The sequence below is a fragment of the Pseudomonas sp. RA_105y_Pfl2_P56 genome, assembly GCF_963970845.1.
Lineage (GTDB): Bacteria > Pseudomonadota > Gammaproteobacteria > Pseudomonadales > Pseudomonadaceae > Aquipseudomonas > Aquipseudomonas baetica_A.
This window is the reverse complement of sequence record NZ_CAXAPL010000004.1, coordinates 184,455-204,935: the sequence shown is the minus strand read 5'-3', so window position 1 is coordinate 204,935 and position 20,481 is coordinate 184,455. Positions and strand designations below refer to the sequence as shown.

Below are 20,481 nucleotides of genomic sequence, written 5' to 3'. Positions count from 1 at the left end.
GTCGCGGCCTGCACGTGTGGTGATTGTTCCTGACAGAAATTTCTCTATTTACCTGCGACTAATGATCAAGTTTCTGGAAAACGGGAAATTGACTACTCAAATCAGCGCAACGGCTGGCGAGCATTTCCCTCAGCAGGTTCACCGGCTTACTCAATTGTGCGCGATGTGCGCACAAAAGATTCAGCGGAGCGCGCTCACAAAGCAGCTCCGGCAACAGCACTTTGAGGCGCCCGGCGAGGACATCGGCGCCCACGTCCAGCCAGGATTTGTAGGCAATGCCCGCGCCGGCCACCGCCCACAACCGCACGACGTCGGCGTCGTCACTGAAACGATCGCCACTGACGGTCAAACCGACTTCGCGCTTACCGTCGTGAAAACTCCAGTGGTCATGCACCCGGCTGCCGAGCATGTACAACAGGCAATTGTGCTGAGCCAGTTGTTCGAGTTGGCGCGGTTCGCCGTGCCGCGCCAGATAGGCCGGGGATGCGCAAAGCACGCGGCGGTTATGCGGGGCGATGGGCAAGGCGATCAGGCTGGAGTCTTCCGGCTCGCCATAACGCAGGGCGATGTCCACCGGCTGGCGAAACAGGTCGGCGATGCGGTCGCCGAGCAACAGGCGTACGGTCAGTTTCGGATGTTCACGCTGGAACTCGTCGAGCCAGGGCAACAACAGGTTGCGCCCGAAATCCGAAGGCGCCGACAACTGCAAGACCCCGCTGACCTGCTCCTGCCCGCTGGCCAACAGACGTCGGCCCTCATCGAGGTTGCTCAGCGCGGCCCGGGCGTATTCGAGAAAGCCTTCACCCTCGGCGGTCAGGCGAAGACTGCGCGTGGAGCGCGCCAGCAACCGTGCGCCGAGTTGCTGCTCAATGCGCTTCAACGCCGCACTGGCCACCGCGGCGGACATGTCCATCACCCGCGCCGCCGCTGACAGGCTGCCCAGATCCGCCGCCCGAACAAACAACTGCAAGTCATCGAAACGCAGCATCCACAGCCTCGATTATCAAAAAAACATTGAAAGAGACTGCTCTTTTAGCCGGTTTTATCTTGCAGAGAAATAGCCAATCATCTGCGCCATCGAATTCATCCCGCTTCTATGGAGCCGAGCATGTCCCAGCCATTCACCGCTATTGCCACCCTGACCGCCAAACCCGGCCAACAGGACACCCTTGAGCAGGCGTTGCGCGCACTGGTAGAGCCAAGCCGTGCCGAGGACGGTTGCAGTCAGTATGACTTGCATCGCGACCTGACCGACCCGCAGGTGTTCTACGTAATCGAACACTGGGCCAGCGAAGCCATCCTGCAAGCGCACAACGCCAGCGCACACTTTCAGAATTTCCAGGCCACTGCCGGCCAGTGCATCGAACACTTCGAACTCAAACGTCTGGGCAGCATCGCCTGAACCTTTCTTTTATTACCTTTACGGAGCCCCTCATGAAAGCCATTGCTTATTACGCCTCCCTGCCGATCAGCGACGCAAAATCCCTGCAAGACATCGAGCTGTCGGAACCGGTGGCTGGCCCGCGCGATTTGCTGGTGGAAGTCAAAGCCATTTCGGTCAATCCCGTGGATACCAAAATTCGCCAGAACGTCGCCCCTGAAGGCGGCGCGGCGAAAGTGCTGGGCTGGGACGTGGCCGGAGTGGTCAAGGCTGTGGGCAGTGAAGTGACGCTGTTCAAGGCTGGCGATAACGTCTTCTACGCCGGTTCCATCGCCCGCGCGGGTGGCAACAGCGAACGGCACGTTGTGGATGAGCGAATTGTCGGGCACATGCCCAAATCCTTGGGTTTCGCTGAAGCCGCCGCCCTGCCCCTGACCGCGATCACCGCGTGGGAGTTGCTCTTCGAACGCCTGCAAATTCGCGAAGGTAAAACCGCCGAAGGCCAGAGCCTGCTGATCGTCGGCGCGGCGGGCGGCGTGGGCTCGATCCTCACGCAACTGGCCAAGCAACTGACCGGTCTGAACGTGATCGGCACCGCCTCCCGTGAGCAGACCCGCGATTGGGTCAGCGAGTTGGGCGCGGACCTGGTGATCGATCACAGCCAGCCGCTGAGCGAAGCGCTCAAGCGTGCCGGGATCAACCAAGTGACCCACGTCGCCAGCCTGACCCAGACCGAGCAGCACCTGGACCAACTGATCGAAGCCCTGGCGCCGCAAGGCAAGCTGGCGCTGATCGACGATCCGAAGTCGCTGGACGTGACCAAGCTCAAGCGCAAGAGCCTGTCACTGCACTGGGAGTTCATGTACACCCGCTCGCTGTTCGAGACGCCGGACATGATCGAACAGCACAACCTGCTCAACCGCGTGGCCGAACTGGTTGATGCCGGAACATTGAAGACGACGGTTGGCGAGCACTTTGGCAGCATCAATGCGGCGAATCTGCGTCGGGCGCATGAATTGCTGGAGAGCGGCAAAGCCAAGGGAAAAATTGTTTTAGAAGGTTTCTAAACAGCAAAAAATCGCAGTCTTCGGCAGCGCCAATAACGGGCTGGCGGGGGCTGCGATATTTTTTGGGCCGTCAGTCTGACAGTTGATCCTTGTCACAATTGCGATCGTATTCAGGTCTACAATCGACGCCTCTGCGATACATCTTTTACGCAAGGGAGGTCAGCAATGAAGATCCTGATAAAAGAAGTGGCAAAGTCTCAATGGCAGGTTCGCCTGGACCAGCACGCCGTGACATTCCGCAGTGAAGCCGAAGCCTTGGCCTTCATCCGCACCCTCGAAGCGCGCATTTGCGCGCCCCATCAGATCCCCGACCTCAGCCAGCAACGCGCTGCCGGTTGAGGTTTTCTTATGCCTCGGCCCGGGCTTGCGCCAGTGTTCGGGCATTCTGTAAACGCCGGGTGAGCATCGCGGCGCTCACCACCAACAAACCGCACAGGCTGATGACCATTGCCATCGGCACGGCGGAGCCATCGTGCAACACGCCCACCAGCGCCGAAGCCCCAGCGGCGACGCTGAACTGCATGCAGCCGAGCAACGCCGACGCACTGCCGGCGCGGCCACCCTGCCCATTCATTGCACAGGCTGCGGCATTGGGACTGATGCAGCCAAGGCTGGCCACACAGATGAACAAAGGGATCAGCAGCGGCCACAGTGCCTCGGTGTGCAAAGCCGCGACCGCTAGCAAAGTCAGACCGGCGGCCAGATAAACCCAGACCGCGCGCGACAGCAGAAACGCCGGGCCTCGCTTGGCCAATAGCCGCGCATTGATTTGCGCCACCAGAATGAACCCCGCCGCGTTGGTGCCGAACAGCCAGCCGAAATGCTCCGCCGGCACGCCATATAGTTTGATAAAGATGAACGGTGAGCCCGCAATGTAGGCAAACATCCCGGCGATGGCGATGCCGCCAGTCAGGGCATGGCCGATATAAACCGGATCCTTCAACAGGCGTCCATACTGGCGCAAGGCACCGGACAACGGTTGGCGCGGTATATGCGCCGGCATACTTTCCGGCAGACCGAGGGCCACCGCCAAGCCGGCCAATGCACTGAAAACGGTCAGCACCAGAAAGATCGACTGCCAACCCGTGGTGTTGACCAGCAGGCCGCCGAGCATCGGTGCCAGGATGGGGGCCAGGCCCATCACCAGCATCAGCTGCGAAAAGACCTTCGCCGAGCCCACCGCATCGCATTTGTCGCTGACCACCGCCCGAGAAATCACCATCCCCGCACAGCCACCCAGCGCCTGCACGAAGCGTGCGCCGATCAGCCATTCCAGATTTGGCGCATAAGCGCAGGCCAGGGACGCCAGCGTGAACAGCGCCAGACCAATAAGCAACGGAACCCGTCGACCGAAGCGATCCGCTACCGGGCCGTAAGCCAGTTGGCCAATCGACAGACCAAGGAAGTACGCGGCCAGCGTCATCTGGACGTGTTTTTCATCGGTAGCGAATGCCAGCGCCATGGAGGGAAACGCAGGCAAATAAAAGTCGATCGCCAAGGGACCGAAGGCGGTCAAGGCACCGAGAATCAGAATGGTACGGAAGTTCATCAGGCATCCAGGTTGGCAAGTCGGCAGCCCGACAGTTTAGCCGCGCCCGGACGCCTTGAACATTCCGATAGCTCGCTAACTATTAAAAATCAGACGAGTTTGATGGCGTAACCTTCCTCGCTGATGGCGGCGATCACCTGATCGGCCGTCATTACACTGTCGACACCGACCTCTTTGGCTGCCAGATCAACCTGCACAACGGCCGCCGGATCCTTGGCTTGCACCGCGTTGGTGATCGCTTTGACGCAGTGGCCGCAGGACATGCCTTGAACGTTGAACACTTGCATGGGATGACTCCTTTGAGTGAGGTTGCCAGCAGTTTTGAGCTTGCCACGGTGACAAGGTCAAGTTCTTGAATAAACGGCCGGGCTGGCAATCGGCGCCGCGCTCGGCCAAGCTGCGTGCATCAATGACCTAAATTCAGGAGATTCAGCCATGCGCTGGTCAGCTTTCAGCCTGTTTGGCTTGCTCAGCCTCTTCGCCTTCCTGCCTCAGGCCAACGCGACCGGGGAGGACTACGCCGTTCTGATCATTTCGCGCGAGCGTCTGGAAGTGCCGACGTCTTGCGAGATTGGCGTGTACATCCAGGATCAGTTTGCAGGGCGACTGCTTCAAGAGCAGTCCACCTCGTTCAACCTGCCCCATGGTACTTTTTCGATTCGTCTGAAACTGGAGCCAGGTCAAGTATCGGGTTGTCAGCCCGGCATGCTGGCACCACCGGCGCAGGATATATTGCTCAAGGCTGGCGATGTGGTGAAGTACCGTATCGCCTCATCCGCCAAAGGCTTGTACCTGCGGCCCGCCGCCCTCGAATATTAAGCCCGTCCAGAATGTGGGAGCGGGCTGGCTCGCGAAAGCGTTGTGTCATTCAACAAAGACCTTGAATGTCACGCCTCTTCGCGAGCCAGCCCGCTCGCATTTTTTTGCCCTGCGACATCGTGCCGATTGGCGCTTGACCTTGCCCGCATGGCAAGGTTGATCCTTGTAGGCATCCTCTACAGGGAGTACGACCGATGTCCGAATCCATCACTTTCGATCTGCCGATTGCCGGCATGACCTGCGCCAGTTGCGCCGGGCGTGTCGAGCGGGCCTTGAGCAAAGTCAGCGGCGCCAGTGCCGTCAGTGTCAATCTCGCCACCGAACAGGCCCGCGTCCAGGCCCCCGCCGACAGTCTGCCGGCCTTGATGGACGCGATAGAGCGCGCCGGCTATAGCGTGCCGCAGCAGACACTCGAACTGAGCATCGACGGCATGACCTGCGCCTCTTGCGTCGGCCGCGTCGAACGCGCCCTGAACAAAGTTCCCGGGGTGAAAAGCGTCAGCGTCAACCTGGCCAACGAGCGCGCCCACCTTGAGCTGCTTGGGCAGGTCGATGAGCAAACCCTGCTCGACGCGGTGAGCAAGGCCGGTTATTCGGCCAGCGTCTGGCAAGCCGAACACCCGCCAACCGACAAACAGCATCAACACCTGCAACACGAACGCTGGGCGCTGATCTGTGCGATCGCCCTCGCCCTGCCACTGGTGGCGCCGATGCTGCTGCAACCGTTCGGCATTCATTGGATGCTGCCGGCCTGGGCGCAATTTGCTCTCGCTACTCCGGTGCAATTCATTTTCGGCGCACGCTTCTATATCGCGGCGTGGAAAGCCGTCCGCGCCGGCGCCGGCAACATGGACTTGCTTGTCGCCCTTGGCACCAGCGCCGGTTATGGCTTGAGCCTTTACGAGTGGGCCACCGCTGCCGGGCGCATGCCGCACCTGTACTTCGAAGCATCGGCGGTGGTCATCGCCCTGGTGTTGCTCGGCAAATACCTGGAAAGCCGCGCCAAACGCCAGACCGCCAGCGCCATCCGCGCGCTCGAAGCCTTGCGTCCGGAACGGGCGATTCAATTGATCGACGGTCGCGAGCAGGACGTCGCCATCAGCGCCCTGCATCTGAACGACGTGGTTCTGGTCAAACCCGGCGAGCGCTTCCCGGTCGACGGTGAAGTGCTGGAGGGCCAGAGCCACGCCGACGAAGCCCTGATCAGTGGTGAGAGCCTGCCGGTGCCGAAACAACCCGGCGACAAGGTCACCGGTGGCGCGATCAACGGGGAAGGCCGGTTGCAGGTGCGCACCACCGCCCTTGGCGCCGAAAGCGTACTGGCGCGGATCATTCGTCTGGTGGAAGACGCTCAGGCGGCGAAAGCACCGATCCAGAAACTGGTGGATAAAGTCAGCCAGGTGTTTGTGCCAACCGTGTTGGTCCTGGCCCTGGCAACGCTGATCGGCTGGTGGCTGTACGGCGCGCCGATGGAAACCGCGCTGATCAACGCGGTCGCCGTATTGGTCATCGCTTGCCCCTGCGCCTTGGGCCTCGCCACGCCCACCGCCATCATGGCCGGCACCGGCGTGGCAGCGCGTCACGGCATCCTGATCAAGGACGCCGAAGCCTTGGAACGCGCCCATGAAGTCAGCAGCGTGGTGTTCGACAAGACTGGCACGCTGACCTCCGGCGCGCCACGCATCGCGCATTTCAACGCGGTCGACGGTGATCAAAACACCCTGCTGAAACTGGCCGGTGCCCTGCAACGCGGCAGTGAGCATCCGCTGGCCAAAGCCGTGCTGGACGCCGCTGCCGAACGTGATCTGACGGTGCCCGACGTCAGCGACAGCCAGTCGCTGACCGGTCGCGGCATTGCCGGCACTTTCGAAGGTCGGCGTCTGGCGCTGGGCAATCGGCGGATGCTCGAAGACAACGGTTTAAACGCCGGGACTCTGGGCGAATCCGCCAAAGCCTGGGAAGCCGAAGGCCGCACCCTGTCGTGGCTGATTGAACAAAGCCCCGAGCCGCGTATTCTCGGGTTGTTTGCCTTCGGTGACACGTTGAAACCCGGGGCACTGGAAGCTGTGCAACAACTGGCCGCACGAGGCATCCACAGTCATCTGCTGACCGGCGACAACCGTGGCAGCGCCCGCGTGGTGGCCGAGGCCTTGGGCATTGAAAACGTGCACGCCGAGGTACTGCCAGCCGACAAAGCCGCCACCGTCACCGAACTGAAGAAAACCGGCGTCGTCGCCATGGTCGGCGATGGCATCAATGACGCCCCGGCTCTCGCCGCCGCCGACATCGGCATCGCCATGGGAGGCGGCACCGACGTGGCCATGCATGCGGCGGGCATCACCCTGATGCGCGGCGATCCACGGCTGGTGCCGGCGGCGCTGGACATCAGCCGCAAGACCTACGCGAAGATCCGCCAGAACCTGTTCTGGGCCTTCGTCTACAACCTGGTCGGCATTCCGTTGGCAGCGTTCGGCTTCCTCAACCCGGTGTTGGCCGGCGCGGCGATGGCGCTGTCGAGCGTCAGCGTGGTGAGCAATGCGCTACTGTTGAAAACCTGGAAGCCCAAGGATCTGGAGGAGCACCGATGAACATCGGCCAAGCAGCCAAGCACAGTGGCCTGAGCGCGAAAATGATCCGCTATTACGAGTCGATCGGTTTGCTCAAAGCGGCCCATCGCACCGACAGCGGCTATCGGATTTACGGCGACGATGATCTGCACACGCTGGCGTTCATCAAGCGCTCGCGGGACCTGGGCTTTTCACTGGAAGAGGTCGGCAAACTGCTGACCCTCTGGCAGGATCGCCAACGGGCCAGTGCCGATGTGAAGGCGTTGGCCCGTCAGCACATCGACGAGTTGAACCACAAGATCCGCGAGCTTGGCCAGTTGCGCGACACCCTGCAGGATCTGGTCGAGCACTGCCACGGTGACCATCGCCCCGATTGCCCGATCCTCAAGGAACTGGCGTCGGGCTGCTGCGCGCAACCCGTTCGCGTCTGATCGCCAGCCCTCTCACCGCCAGTAACGTGCCCAAGGGAATGCCGTGCAACAGCATGACCACAGCACCCGGCGTCCACCACCCATAGAACGGGGCGGCGATCAGCATACCCACGCCGAACCCGGTCATTTGCAGCAGGGTCAGAAAGCTGAAGATCGGCAGGCGCAGGTGTTCGGGCTCACGTTGCAGACGCGACAGCAGACCGACCTCGGAAAAGCCGTCGCCCAATCCCGCCGGCAATGAAAACAGCAACAATCCCAAAAGGCTGTGTTGCTGGAACATCAGGATGAAGCCGCAGGACATCAGCGCCACGCCAAAGAAAAACCGCCGCTCCAGATGGCTGTTGTCCGAGCCTTTGAGGCGACTGGCGATCCGTGCGCCGAGCAGCTTGCCGCTGGCCCACACCGCGAGCATCAAGCCCAGGGTTGTGCTGGCCGAATCGGGCGACAGCAGTTTGGAAATGATCGGGAAACCGACGTTGTGCGCGGCGCTGCCCAAGGTGTCGGCCATCGTCACGGCGAGCATCGCGGCAATCACCGGGGCACTGCGCAGACCTTGCTTGAGGGCTGACCATTCGCCGCGTTCAGGCGCTTCGGTGACGGTCGATGGGGCGAAACGCAGCGGCACAATCAACAAAGCCGCCAGCAAGTAGGTCAGCGCATTCAGGGCGAACACTGTTTCGAAGCCAAACCCTGCCACCAATAACCCTGAGACCAGACTGCCGCCGACCATCGCCGCCGACGAGGTCGAGGTGATCCAGGCATTGGTCTTGATTAACTGCGCCTCAGGAATCAAACGCGGCAACTGGCTGTTGAGGCCGATGGCGAACATCGAATTGCCCAGGCCCAGCCCGAACGCAATGAACGGCAACAGCAACGCTTGCTGAGCGACCGGCACGATCAACAGCAAACCGAGCACAGCGGCGCGTAACAGATCGAACGCGATCAGCGGTACACGCCCGCTGAAGCGTCGGTAAAACCGCGTGCCGATCAGACTGGCAAAGATCCCGCCACCGACGCGACTGGCGAGGAAGATCCCCACGCTCATGGCGCTGTTGCTCAGCAAGTAGACGTATGTGGCCAGCGCGACCATGTTGAGGAAGGCGCCGAAATCGGAGATCAGCCGGGCAGTGATGATCAGGTGGGCGTTGCGAGGGGGGGTCACATTCAGTCCTTGAGTGCGCGCAGGCGAACAAGATTCCCATACACATTGGAAGAACACCATAGAACCTGTGGGAGCGGGCTTGCTCGCGAAAGCGTTGTATCAGGCAACATTGATGACGACTGACAAGGCCCCTTCGCGAGCAAGCCCTCTCCCACAGGGGAACTTCGGTGTAGACGGGAATGAGGCGGGCACAAAAAACCGGCCGAAGCCGGTTTTTCTAAACGATCATTGCATCCACGGTGGTGGCGGTGGTTCCTCTGACTTGCCCTTCGGCTCATCATCGGCTGCCCGAATCGCTTGCTTGCGCTCTTCGTCCAGCCGCGCCGCTTCGATCTCACGCAGCACCCCGCCGACGTCGGCCAGATCCTGCGGATCGTCGAACTCGCCGGTCAGCACGCTGCCCGGGTGCAAGATGCCGGCTTCGTACAGCGCCCACATTTCCTTGGCGTACCTGGTCTTCTTCAACTCCGGCGCAAAACGGCCGAAGTACGAAGCCATGTTGCCAACGTCACGTTCGAGCATGCTGAACGCGTGGTTGTTGCCCGCCGCGTCCACCGCTTGCGGCAGGTCGATGATGACCGGGCCGGTCGGTGTCAGCAGCACGTTGAACTCGGAGAGGTCACCGTGCACCAGACCGGTACACAACATCAGCACGATCTGCGAAATCAGGAACGCGTGATACTCGCGGGCCTGATCAGGCTCCAGCACGACGTCATTCAGACGCGGCGCGGCCTCGCCGAATTCGTCGGCCACCAGTTCCATCAACAGCACGCCATCGAGGAAGTCGTACGGCTTGGGCACTCGCACCCCGGCACCGGCCAGACGGAACAGTGCCGCCACCTCGGCGTTCTGCCAGGCATCCTCGGTCTCTTTGCGACCGAACTTGGAGCCTTTTGCCATGGCGCGAGCCTGTCGGCTATTGCGCACCTTGCGGCCTTCCTGATACTCGGCCGCCTGGCGGAAACTGCGTTTGTTCGCCTCCTTGTAGACCTTGGCGCAACGTAACTGATTGCCACAGCGCACCACATAAACAGCTGCTTCTTTACCACTCATCAGTGGGCGCAGCACTTCGTCGACCAGACCGTCCTCGATCAGGGGTTCAATGCGTTTTGGAGTCTTCATCAGCTTTTATTGTGGGTCCTTTATTACCAAACACGCGAATGTCACTCGTTATACGGCAATCCTCGCATCTCGGGGAGGGGTTGCCGACCTGTGAACGTTGAAGATGCACACACTGTGCCGGAAAATCGACCGCTGCGAATCATAGCGGAGCCGGTCATGAATGTTGGCAAATGGCGTTGAGGGCATTTGCGACAGAATCTGACATGACGCCATTCCCACAGTGAAATGGGCGTCAACGCTCGATAATAGCCGTAACCCCTTGTCCACCCGCCGCACAAATCGAAATCAGCCCCCGGCCCTTCCCAGCCGCGTCCAGCAACTTCGCCAAATTCGCGACAATCCGCCCACCTGTCGCAGCAAACGGGTGCCCGGCCGCCAACGAACTGCCCTTCACATTGAGACGGCTGCGGTCTATCGAGCCCAACGGCGCATCGAGCCCCAAACGGGTTTTGCAGTACTCGGGATCTTCCCAGGCCTTTAGCGTGCACAACACCTGCGCGGCGAACGCTTCATGAATCTCGTAATAGTCGAAATCCTGCAGGGTCAGGCCGTTACGCGCCAGCAACCGTGGCACCGCATACACCGGCGCCATCAACAGGCCCTCGGCGCCGTTGACGAAATCCACCGCCGCCGCCTCGCCATCGCGCAGGTAGGCCAGGATTGGCAAACCACGTTCCTTCGCCCATTCCTCACTGCCCAGCAAGACCACAGAGGCTCCATCGGTCAGCGGTGTGGAGTTGCCCGCCGTCAGCGTGCCTTTGGCGCTTTTTTCGAAGGCCGGTTTCAGCGAGGCGAGTTTTTCCAGGGTCAGGTCCGGGCGCAGATTGTTGTCGCGAGTCAGGCCAAGGAACGGCGTCATCAGGTCGTTGTGCCAGCCTTCGCTGTAGGACGCGGCGAGCTTGTGATGACTTTCAAGCGCCAGTTGATCCTGATCTTCGCGAGCAATGTTCCAGGTCTGCGCCATCAATTCGCAGTGTTGGCCCATCGACAGGCCGGTGCGCGGTTCGCCATTGCGCGGAAACTCCGGGATCAGATGGTTGGGCCGCAGTTGCAGGAAAGCCTTGAGTTTGTCACCCGTGGTTTTGGCGCGATTGGCTTGCAGGAGGATTTTGCGCAGGCCTTCGTTGACGCTGATCGGCGCATCCGAGGTGGTGTCGACACCGCCGGCGATGCCGCAATCGATCTGCCCGAGGGCGATTTTGTTGGCCACCAGCAACGCGGCCTCAAGGCCCGTGCCGCAGGCTTGCTGGATGTCATAGGCAGGCGTAGCCGGCGAAAGACGTGAGCCGAGTACGCATTCGCGGGTCAGGTTCATATCCCGTGACAATTTAAGCACCGCGCCTGCCACCACCTCGCCCATGCGCTGGCCGTGCAGGTTGTAGCGCTCGATCAGGCCTTCGAGGGCAGCGGTGAGCATCGCCTGATTGCTGGCCGTGGCGTACGGGGCGTTGGAACGGGCGAAAGGGATACGGTTACCGCCGATGATCGCGACGCGGCGCAACTGACTCATGAAAACCTCCTTATTGAATATCCTGATTCACCTGGAACCTTGTGGGAGCCGGCAACAAAACAGCCTGGGCAAACTACTCTGCTGTTCTAGCGTAGGCCTTATTGCCTGGATCGAACGATTGATTGCCGTGGGTAGTCCACACTTTGAACCCCAACTTCTGGAGAGCGTTCCATGTCTGACCGCTATATCGACTTCGCCAATTCGTCCATCGGCCATCGTCTGGTCGGGGCTCTGGGCCTGCCGTCGCCGGTGCGGCTGGAACGCTGGCAGGGCGGCCGCCTGCGGCCGGTGGACGGTGCACTGCTGATCGGGGGCGGGCCGTTGACTGAGCGCGTCAATGCGTTCGCCAACCGCCTGACCGATGCGATCTACAGCTATGGCACCGAACCGTCGATGGCCACCGCGTGGATTCCCGGCCATGGCCCGAAAATCAAGGCCGTGGTGTTCGACGCCAGTCATTTGCAGCACACCGACCACCTCAAGCAACTGCGCGAGTTTTTCCAGCCGTTGATGAAAAATCTTGAGCACAGCGCCCATCTGGTGATGCTTGGCCGAGCGCCGGAAACCCTGGAAGATCCGTTCGCCGCCAGCGCCCAACGGGCACTCGAAGGGTTTTCCCGCTCGCTGGCCAAAGAGCTGCGCAGCGGCGGCACGCTGCAGTTGATCTATGTTGGCGAAGGGGCCGAAGATCAACTGGAAGGTCCGCTGCGGTTTTTCCTTTCGCCGAAAAGTGCGTTCGTGTCCGGGCAGGTGATTCGCCTGACCGCCTGTGCGACACCGGTCACCGACTGGACACGGCCACTGGCTGGACGCAAAGCCTTGGTGACAGGTGCTGCGCGAGGCATTGGCGCCTCCATCGCCGAAACCCTGGCCCGCGACGGTGCTGACGTCATCCTGCTTGACGTGCCGCCGGCCAAGACTGATCTCGACGCCCTCGCCGCGCGCCTTGGCGGGCGCAGCATTACCCTCGACATCTGCGCCGAAGACGCTGGCGCACAACTGATCGAACAGCTACCCGACGGCCTCGACATTCTGGTGCACAACGCCGGGATCACCCGTGACAAAACTCTGGCCAACATGACCCCGGAATTCTGGGACGCCGTGCTGGCGGTCAACCTCAACGCGCCACAAGTGCTAACCAAGGCTCTGCTCGACAGCGGCACTGTGCACGACAACGCGCGAATCGTTTTGCTCGCCTCGATCAGCGGTATCGCCGGCAACCGTGGGCAAACCAACTACGCCGCGAGCAAGGCCGGATTGATCGGTCTGGCGCAAGCCTGGGCGCCGACGCTGCTGGAACGTGGCATCAGCATCAACGCCGTGGCGCCGGGGTTCATCGAAACCCAGATGACTGCCCACATCCCGTTTGGCCTGCGTGAAGCCGGGCGCCGCATGAGCTCGCTGGGCCAGGGCGGCTTGCCGCAGGACGTCGCCGAGGCGGTGGCGTGGCTGGCGCAACCGGGTACCGGCGCGTTCACCGGGCAGGCGTTGCGGGTCTGTGGACAAAGTGTTCTGGGGGCTTAGGCATGAGCATCGAATGGCACACACTGGACCGTGAACCGAGCCTTCCCGGGCTGTATGCGCGGGCAGCGACGCGACGCAAGATCACCGGCACGCAATTACCCGACAGCGGTTTGCGTTGCTTCGTTGATGTCGATGGCCAACGGCTGGCCGCCTACCGCAAGGTCTGCGGTTTTGCCGACGACGGTCTGTTGCCGCCAACGTATCCACACATCCTCGCCTTCGCGTTGCAGATGCAATTGCTCACGGCCAAGGACTTCCCGTTTCCGCTGCTGGGGCTGATTCATTTGCGCAACCGCATTCGTGTGTTGCGGCCGATGGGCGGGATCAGTCGCGCACAAATCAGCGTGCGGGTGCACAATCTGCAACCGCATCCCAAAGGCGCGACGTTCGATGTGTTGACCACGCTGGATGATCAACTCGGGCCGTTGTGGGAAGCCGAAAGCCAGATGCTCTGTCGCGGCGTTAAGCTCGATGGCGAACCGCTGGAGCAGCACTGGGAGCCTTCGCAATCGCTGGTGGAGGTGGCGAAGTGGAAAGCCCCGGCAGACATCGGCCGGCAATATGCCAAGGTCTCGGGCGACTACAACCCGATCCACTTGAGTGCGCCCAGCGCCAAGCTGTTCGGTTTCCCTACCGCTATCGCCCATGGCTTGTGGAACAAGGCGCGCACGCTCGCGGCGCTGGCCGATCACTTGCCCAAGGCCAACCTTGAAATCACCGTGTACTTTCGCAAACCGGTGCGACTGCCCAGCGAGGTCACACTGCTCGCCACAGCAGCGGGCTCCAGCGGAGAGTTGCAGTTGGTCGGCACGCAGAATCTGGAGCATATGGTTGGGCGCTGGCAGCCGATGGGGTGACCTCATGCGCCGGGGAACACCCATAAATTGTATATATATAACTTAAGTTTTCTTCCGGCTTTTGCCCTGACTCGAAGAACACCAAGCCTTGATTTTCAAGGCTTTTTTTTGCGCGCTTATCGCTTGGGTATTAGTCCTTAGGCACTGCGAACAGCCTATATATAAAGGCGTTAATACCATCTAGAGAATGGCGTGAATCAGCGCCCGGATCGAGATTGGCACCACGGACGAGGCATTGCCAGCGACAGACCGGCAAGCCATCGAAGACAACGAACGTTGTACCAGGTGCAAGGAATCTCAATCATGAAAACTCAAGACGTGTGGTGCAAATCAGCAATTGCTCTGGCATTGATCCTCTCCCTTGGTCTCGCTGGCTGCAGCAGCGGCGGTGGCGGCCATCACAGCAGCTCCGGCAGTTCTTCGCCAGACAGTTCAACCGCCGGCACTGGCGGGACTGGTAGCAGCGGTGGCAGCGGTGATACCGCTGGCACAGGTGGAACCGGTGGTACTGGCGGCACGGGCGGCACCGATCCGACCAACCCAACCAATCCGACTGACCCAACCGATCCAACCAATCCGCCCGCCGCACGACTGGTGACCACCACCCTCGTACAGGATGTCGGCACAACCGTCAGTGGCCTGGGCGATGGCGTCGGCCAGATTGGCGACTCTTTGAGCACCGTTCCTGTGGTCGGTGGCGTCGTGCAGAGCGCGGCAAGAACCGCCGGCAATGTGGTCACGACCCTGGGTGACGGCGTCACCAACGGCATCGGCAAACTCGCCACCGACCCTAACGGCCTGACCACCACCGTGGCTTCGGTCGGTGGCGTGGTGCAGGATGTCGGCGACGGCGTGTCCGACCTCAGTGGCAAACTGGCGACCGCGACCAGCAGCGTTCCAGTGGTCGGTGGCGTGGTCACCAAAGTCGCACCGGTGCTCGACGGTGTCGGCCAGAAAGTCACCATGCTCGGCGATACCCTCAACACCACCCTCAGCAACGGCCCGACCAGCCAACTGACCAATAAACTCGGCAGCAGTCTGGTACCAGTGATCGCCATGGTCGAAAGCACCACCGACAAAGTCGGCGATGCCACCGGCCTGGGTGACCCACTCCAAGGCGTGATCCAGAAAGTCGGCAGCACCGTTGACGGTGTCGGCGACAAGGTGACTGGCGCCGGCAATGGCAATGCGCTGAGCAACACCCTCGGCGGCGCTTTGAGCAACGCAGGCACCGCTACCGGCAAGGCTGGCGGCCTGGTGTCCAACGGCACCGGCTCCAGTGGCGGCGTGGGCGGTGGCCTTGGCGGTCTCGGTGGTGGCCTGGGCGGTACTGGCCTGCTGCAAACGGTCGGCGGCGCCGTCGTCAACGTGGGCACAGGCTTGAACGCCGGCAGCACCAATGGCGCGGTCAGTGCCGGTGGCGTGACGGCGGGCGGGCTGGGCAATGCTGTCGCCTCGCTGAACACTGTCCTCGGTGGCTCGGGTAGCCCGATCACCTCCACAACCGCGCCGTTGGCCGCGCTCGGCAACAATGTCGGCGGCGCACTCAACCCGGTCACCAGCGCAGTCACCGGCCTGACGCAACAGGTGGGCGCCGCCACGGGTCTGGGCAGTCCTGTGGCCAGCCTCACCGGCCAAGCCGGCAGCGCGGTGAGCAATCTCGGCGGTGCGATTGCCGCCACTAATAACCCGGTCACTACCGCTGTCGGGGGCCTGGTCAGCAACGTCGGCGGTGTCGTCACTGCCGCTGGCGGTCTGGTCAACGGAGGCACCGCCAGCGGCGGCACCACCGGTGGTCTGGGCGGTGTTCTGGGTGGCCTGACCGGCGCTCTGGGTGGTAACAAACACTAAATTGCACCTGGCCGATTCGACGGCCGCACCTACAGCGCCTACTCTTGGTTGAGGGCGGAAGATTCCTACGAGTCTTCCGCTTCTTTCTTAGGAGAACATCAGCCCTGCGCTGTGATCTGACCACGGAGTGTCCTATGCGCTTTATGGCATCCCTGCTGTTCCTCAGTCTCAGTTCCGCCGCCCTCGCCGACACCCTCCCCAGCTTCCTCAATAGCAACGAAACCATTCGCAACCTGCCCGTACCCAATCTACCGGCGGACGCCTATCGCCCGACGGCTACGCCGCTGCAAGTGCCTGACCCCGGCGCAGCCGCCGCACAGCCATTGATGATGCAGACCAAAGTCAATCTCAAGACCGTGCAGATCGAAGGCGGCACGATCTATCCGCTCAACGAATTGGCCGACATCTACAAACCGCTGATCGGTCACCAGAGCAGCCTCGCCGACCTGATCGAAGCCACGCGCAACATCACCCGGCGCTACCAGCAGGATGGGTATCTGCTGTCCTACGCGTTCCTGCCGCAACAAAGTTTCGACGACGGCGTGGCGCGCGTTGTGTTGGTCGAAGGCTATGTTCGCGACATACAAATGCAGGGCGACGTCGGCCGGGTCAAAGGCCTGCTCGACAAACTGGCGGCGAAAATCCAGGCCGAACGGCCACTGACCCGCAAGACTTTCGAGCGCTACACCACGCTGATGACGCGCATTCCCGGCGTCACCATTCAGGCCCAGGTGCCGCCACCCGGCACCACCGATGGTGCCACGACGCTGGTCGCCCAGGCCAGCCGCAAACCGTTCACCAGCACGCTCAGCACCACCGAAGATAACCGCAACGGCACGCAGGCCCTGCTCGGCGTCAGCAGCAACTCGCAAACGTCCATGGGCGAACAACTGACCCTCAGCGGTCTGTTCCCACCGGGTGACGACCACGAGCATTACTATCGCCTGGACTACAACCAGTTCCTCGACAGCGAGGGTACGCAACTCGCCCTGTCCGCCTCACGCTACCGTGCCGACCCCGGCACCAACGTGTTGCTCGACAATGGCCTGCAACTCAAACCGCACCGTGAGAATGATCGCTACTCGATCGGTTTCACCCTGCCGCTGATTGCAGCGCCCAACGAACTGCTGACCGCCGGCTCGCGGCTCTACGCGGTCAACGACAAGACCCGCTATAAAGTGATCGGCTACCCGCTGAGCGTCGAGGAGCGCACCGACATCCGCGCCCTCGCCTTCGAAAGCGACTGGCGCAAGGCCGATGCCCGGCAACTGCGCATCCTCAGCGGCGGCCTGTATCAAGGGCTGGACAGCATGGGGGCGAAAACCAACAACAGCGCGCTGGACCTCAATTTCTTGCGTCTGCGCCTGTCCGGGGTGCAAAGCGACAAGTTCCTCGACAACTGGCAAGGCGTGCTCTCGGCCGCGTTGTACTGGAGCGACGACACCTTGCCCGACAGCGAACGCGCGGTATTTGGCGGGCAGAATTTCGGTCGCGGCTACCCCGACGATCAGGCGTCCGGCGACAAGGGCTGGGGGGTGGCGTACGAGGTCAACTACAGTTTCAACCGCGACGGCAACTGGCTGCGCATCCTGCAACCCTACGTGGTGCTCGATCGCTCGCGCAGTTGGTTCAATAAACTGCCGGTGCAGGCCAACAATCTGTCGTCGGCGGCAGTCGGGCTGAGGTTCGGCGATGCCAAGTACTACAACATTTCGCTGGAGGCAGCGAAGGCAATGTCGGATGAAGCACTGGACACGTTCAACCGCCGGGCACGGTACAGCATCAGTTTCAGTTATCAGTTATAGAACCGGCTGGCGCCTGTCAGAACGCTTGCTCGCGAAGAACGATGACGCGGCGAGCCTGTTGAATACTGTCAGCCGCCGCCACCCGTTCCACTGCTGACCTTGCCACCCTGCTCCTGATCGAAAAACGGCGGGATTTCATGCTGGTAGCTTTTCAGCCAACGCTGCATCACCAGTTCGCGCTCAGTCGGCGTCTGGGTCTGAGGTATGGGCGAGGCCACTTTGTTGCGGCTTTGCAGCAGCAGCCAGCCTTCGGTTTCCTGTTGCTGGGCCGAGGCCGGGCCGGCGTCGATGGCGTGACTGGTGAGCGGCAGGGCCAGCAAGCCCAGGCAAACAATGATGGCTTTCATCGCGGGTCTCCTTATTTGAGCATCGCCGTAACGGCGGCGGGAGATGGGCTCGGCACTTTGAGTTTTTCCGCGCGGCTCTGTGCTTCGCTGAACTGTGCGGGGCTCAGGCCGAGGCGGCTGACCAGTTCGGCGGCGCGGTTCCAGTCATCCTGATACAGCAACAGCGTGACCAGATTCAGTGCGGCCAATTGATCGCTCTGCTTGAGTTCCATGGCGGTGAGGAATTCAAAACGCGCATCTTCGATACGCAATTGATTGAGGTAGACCACCCCCAGATCGTTGCGGATTTTTTCGTCGGTCGGGGCCAGGCGTGCGGCGCGTTGCAGGTGCGCCTGCGCCTGGCCGTAGTCGGACTTCGCGGCCGCGAGTTGTCCCAGACCATGTTCGGCTTCGGCCGCCAGGCAGGTGCCGAGCAAGCTGCGATACAACGGTTGGGCCTCGCTGCGACCGAGCAAGCGGTAAACCCTGGCCTTGCGCAGACGCACATCGGCGAGGTTGTCCGGCAGGCTTTGCAGGTTGGCCAGACTGGCGTGGAGCTTGCCTTCGTTGGCCATGTCGTCGGCCAGGTTCAGCGACAGTTGCTGATCGGAACTCAACTTGCCGCAACTGGCGCTGCTGGTCAGCGCCTCCCAGGGGTTTTGCCCGGTGTTGGCACAGCCACCGAGCAACAACAGGCAAACACCAGCCATCATTGCTTTCATCACCACTCCTTCATGCCCCCAATGCCTTGGCCAGGGCGGTGAAGCCCGGGCCGGCCAGGACGATCAATAATGCAGGGAAGAGAAACAGCATCATCACGACGGACATTTTTGCCGACATCTTCGAAATGTATTCCTGCAGGCGCGTGAGGCGCCGGTCATCGAGCAGTTGCTTGAGCGACAACAGCGATTTCATCGCCCCACCGCCCTGATGCAGCAACTGCTGGAGAATCACGCAGGTGTCGGTGAACTCATCCACCGCCAACAGTTGCGTGGCCTTGTTCAGTTCTTCGCCCAGTTCAAGGCCCGAGTCGACCCGGGCCAGCACCAGGCGCAACTCATGAGTCAGCACGGGGAGCAACGCTTGGCCTTCATGGCTCAGCACACGCAGTGCCTGCTCCACGGCCATGCCGGACTCGAAGAGGATGCGCAGCAACGGAATAAACGTGCCGATCTCACTGGCCAGTTGTTTCTGTCGCTGGGCAACGGCCATCACCAGCAACCGCTTGGGCAGCAGGTAGCCGACGCCGAGGGCGAACAACGGCGCGATCCATTGTTTTTCCACGGTGGGGAAAAACACCGATTGCAACAGCACTGCCAGGGCCAGCATCAACAACGGCGCACCGATCTGACATGCAGCGAACAGCGAACGCTGGCGTGCGCTGCGCCAGCCGAGACGGCTGAGCAGGGTTTGCGTTTCGTTGTCGAGCTTGACGCTGTGCTGCCCGACCTTGCTCTCGCCGAGCGACTGCAACAGGTTGCCGAGGCGGTTTTCGCGAATCAGGTCGCCGTCCAGTCGCCGGATGATTTGCCGCGCGCGGCGACGCTGCTCCAGCAGATGGGCGATCAGTAACACGGCGGCGCCGAGCAACAACAAGGCGCTGATCATCAGAGGCGTCGTCATAGGCTGCGCAACATCCGCCAGAGCAACAGACTGCCAATCACCTGCATGCCGAACGCCGTGGCGAGCATTCGCTGCCCGGACGGGTCGTGCCACATGGCGACCAGATAAACCGGATTGGCCATCAGGAAATACCCGGCCATGGCAATCGGCAACAATCCCAGCACCCACGCGGTGAGGCGGGTTTCACCGGTCATGGCGCGTAATTGGCGCGCAGCCTGATCGCGTTCGCGGATCATCTTGATCAGGTTTTCCAGCAACTCACTGGCATTGCCGCCGTAGCGATGATTGACCTTGAGGCCAAGGGCGAACAGACGAAACTCGTCTCGCTCGTAGAGTTCGGCCAGATCCGACACCGCGTCCGGCAAACTCACCCCCAACTGGACGTTGCGCTGCACCCGGTCCATGGCGTTTTTCAGCGGTTCTTCGCTGGCCTCGATGCCACCGAGCACCGCGTCGGCCAGCGTGCGACCCGACTTCAGGCTGCGCACGGTGTAATCGAGCAGTTGCGGCAGTTGCTCGATCATCCGCCGCAAGCGCCGTTGGTAGCGCCAACTGACGTACAACCGCACGGCCACTGGCGGCAACACCACCATCACCAGTACGCCGATCCATCCGGCGAGCGCCAGACCCAGCACGATGGCGAACATCCAGAGCAAGACCCATGCACCAAGACGTTCGGTCGGCCGCCCCAGGCCCGCGCGCAAGAAGGCCCGTTCAAGGCCAGCCCAACGCGTTGGGGGGGCGTTTTCATGCGGCAGTCCCTCATTCAATCGCTCCATCACACGAGTGGCACCGCTCAGACGCCATGCCTTATAGAACAGACGCATGGATTGCCCGAACAACGCCAGACTGAGCAAGTACAGCAGCAGCGGTTTAAGCATGCCGTG

20 protein-coding genes are annotated in these 20,481 nt (G+C 61.6%); 10 read left to right on the top strand and 10 right to left on the bottom strand.

All coding sequences use genetic code 11. The features are described 5' to 3' along the window. Window positions 1-58 precede the first annotated feature (58 nt). Complete coding sequence (locus tag AACY11_RS04940) at window positions 59-988, bottom strand: LysR family transcriptional regulator (RefSeq protein ID WP_221734175.1); 930 nt, start codon at window positions 986-988, stop codon at window positions 59-61. Between the two features lie 120 nt (window positions 989-1,108). Between AACY11_RS04940 and AACY11_RS04935 the strand changes: the two genes are divergently transcribed. The 3 genes from AACY11_RS04935 (at window position 1,109) to AACY11_RS04925 (ending at window position 2,787) form a co-directional block, all read left to right on the top strand. Beyond that, the gene (locus AACY11_RS04935) at window positions 1,109-1,402 is read left to right on the top strand and encodes a putative quinol monooxygenase (protein WP_339431888.1); all 294 of its coding nucleotides are present in this window, start codon (window positions 1,109-1,111) and stop codon (window positions 1,400-1,402) included. A gap of 32 nt (window positions 1,403-1,434) precedes the next feature. Further along, window positions 1,435-2,448, top strand: coding sequence for a zinc-binding alcohol dehydrogenase family protein (locus tag AACY11_RS04930; RefSeq protein WP_339494002.1), 1,014 nt, complete (start codon window positions 1,435-1,437; stop codon window positions 2,446-2,448). Between the two features lie 165 nt (window positions 2,449-2,613). Beyond that, window positions 2,614-2,787: a hypothetical protein gene (locus AACY11_RS04925; protein ID WP_339431886.1), complete on the top strand. Its 174-nt coding sequence runs from the start codon at window positions 2,614-2,616 to the stop codon at window positions 2,785-2,787. Window positions 2,788-2,794: 7 nt separating this feature from the next. Here AACY11_RS04925 and AACY11_RS04920 read toward each other — a convergent pair whose 3' ends face one another. Together AACY11_RS04920 and AACY11_RS04915 are read right to left on the bottom strand one after the other, a co-directional pair. Beyond that, window positions 2,795-3,997 (bottom strand): multidrug effflux MFS transporter, encoded by a 1,203-nt coding sequence (locus tag AACY11_RS04920; RefSeq protein ID WP_339431885.1) that lies wholly within the window; start codon window positions 3,995-3,997, stop codon window positions 2,795-2,797. Window positions 3,998-4,086: 89 nt separating this feature from the next. Next, on the bottom strand, window positions 4,087-4,284 hold the full coding sequence (locus AACY11_RS04915) for a cation transporter (protein ID WP_221734180.1): 198 nt from the start codon (window positions 4,282-4,284) through the stop codon (window positions 4,087-4,089). 148 nt (window positions 4,285-4,432) lie between these two features. Between AACY11_RS04915 and AACY11_RS04910 the strand changes: the two genes are divergently transcribed. The 3 genes from AACY11_RS04910 (at window position 4,433) to cueR (ending at window position 7,814) form a co-directional block, all read left to right on the top strand. After that, window positions 4,433-4,816, top strand: a complete 384-nt coding sequence (locus AACY11_RS04910; RefSeq protein WP_339494000.1) for a hypothetical protein — start codon at window positions 4,433-4,435, stop codon at window positions 4,814-4,816. A gap of 194 nt (window positions 4,817-5,010) precedes the next feature. Next, window positions 5,011-7,404 carry a heavy metal translocating P-type ATPase gene (locus tag AACY11_RS04905; RefSeq protein ID WP_339464633.1) on the top strand — a complete coding sequence of 798 codons (2,394 nt, stop codon included), beginning with the start codon at window positions 5,011-5,013 and terminating at the stop codon, window positions 7,402-7,404. Beyond that, window positions 7,401-7,814, top strand: coding sequence for a Cu(I)-responsive transcriptional regulator (cueR, locus tag AACY11_RS04900; protein WP_221734183.1), 414 nt, complete (start codon window positions 7,401-7,403; stop codon window positions 7,812-7,814). The genes AACY11_RS04905 and cueR overlap by 4 nt, the downstream gene beginning before the upstream one ends. On the opposite strand, the gene AACY11_RS04895 is transcribed toward cueR, so the two are convergent. The 3 genes from AACY11_RS04895 to AACY11_RS04885 form a co-directional block, all read right to left on the bottom strand. After that, window positions 7,768-8,976 carry an MFS transporter gene (locus tag AACY11_RS04895; protein WP_339493999.1) on the bottom strand — a complete coding sequence of 403 codons (1,209 nt, stop codon included), beginning with the start codon at window positions 8,974-8,976 and terminating at the stop codon, window positions 7,768-7,770. The genes cueR and AACY11_RS04895 overlap by 47 nt on opposite strands. 225 nt (window positions 8,977-9,201) lie before the next feature. Then, a complete protein-coding gene (locus AACY11_RS04890) occupies window positions 9,202-10,098 on the bottom strand; it encodes a PA4780 family RIO1-like protein kinase (protein WP_339431881.1) in 897 nt (298 codons plus the stop codon). A gap of 232 nt (window positions 10,099-10,330) precedes the next feature. Continuing rightward, window positions 10,331-11,608, bottom strand: a complete 1,278-nt coding sequence (locus AACY11_RS04885) for an acetyl-CoA C-acetyltransferase (protein ID WP_339431880.1) — start codon at window positions 11,606-11,608, stop codon at window positions 10,331-10,333. A gap of 171 nt (window positions 11,609-11,779) precedes the next feature. On the opposite strand from AACY11_RS04885, the gene AACY11_RS04880 reads away from it, so the two are divergent. The 4 genes from AACY11_RS04880 (at window position 11,780) to AACY11_RS04865 (ending at window position 17,645) form a co-directional block, all read left to right on the top strand. Beyond that, entirely contained in the window at window positions 11,780-13,132 is a 1,353-nt protein-coding gene (locus AACY11_RS04880) for a 3-oxoacyl-ACP reductase (protein WP_339431879.1), read from the top strand. Between the two features lie 2 nt (window positions 13,133-13,134). Next, a complete protein-coding gene (locus AACY11_RS04875; protein ID WP_339493998.1) occupies window positions 13,135-13,989 on the top strand; it encodes a MaoC family dehydratase in 855 nt (284 codons plus the stop codon). Window positions 13,990-14,292: 303 nt separating this feature from the next. Continuing rightward, the gene (locus AACY11_RS04870; RefSeq protein ID WP_339493997.1) at window positions 14,293-15,840 is read left to right on the top strand and encodes a collagen-like triple helix repeat-containing protein; all 1,548 of its coding nucleotides are present in this window, start codon (window positions 14,293-14,295) and stop codon (window positions 15,838-15,840) included. Between the two features lie 134 nt (window positions 15,841-15,974). After that, a complete protein-coding gene (locus tag AACY11_RS04865; protein WP_339464626.1) occupies window positions 15,975-17,645 on the top strand; it encodes a ShlB/FhaC/HecB family hemolysin secretion/activation protein in 1,671 nt (556 codons plus the stop codon). A gap of 68 nt (window positions 17,646-17,713) precedes the next feature. On the opposite strand, the gene AACY11_RS04860 is transcribed toward AACY11_RS04865, so the two are convergent. Genes AACY11_RS04860 through AACY11_RS04845 form a run of 4 tightly spaced genes read right to left on the bottom strand, consistent with a single transcriptional unit; the run spans window position 17,714 to window position 20,475 of the window. Next, complete coding sequence (locus tag AACY11_RS04860; protein ID WP_339431875.1) at window positions 17,714-17,992, bottom strand: DUF3613 domain-containing protein; 279 nt, start codon at window positions 17,990-17,992, stop codon at window positions 17,714-17,716. Window positions 17,993-18,003: 11 nt separating this feature from the next. Then, window positions 18,004-18,693, bottom strand: coding sequence for a hypothetical protein (locus tag AACY11_RS04855; protein ID WP_339431874.1), 690 nt, complete (start codon window positions 18,691-18,693; stop codon window positions 18,004-18,006). A gap of 10 nt (window positions 18,694-18,703) precedes the next feature. Further along, complete coding sequence (locus tag AACY11_RS04850) at window positions 18,704-19,594, bottom strand: type II secretion system F family protein (RefSeq protein WP_339431873.1); 891 nt, start codon at window positions 19,592-19,594, stop codon at window positions 18,704-18,706. After that, the gene (locus AACY11_RS04845; protein ID WP_339493996.1) at window positions 19,591-20,475 is read right to left on the bottom strand and encodes a type II secretion system F family protein; all 885 of its coding nucleotides are present in this window, start codon (window positions 20,473-20,475) and stop codon (window positions 19,591-19,593) included. Before AACY11_RS04845 ends, AACY11_RS04850 begins: the two co-directional genes overlap by 4 nt. Window positions 20,476-20,481 lie beyond the last annotated feature (6 nt).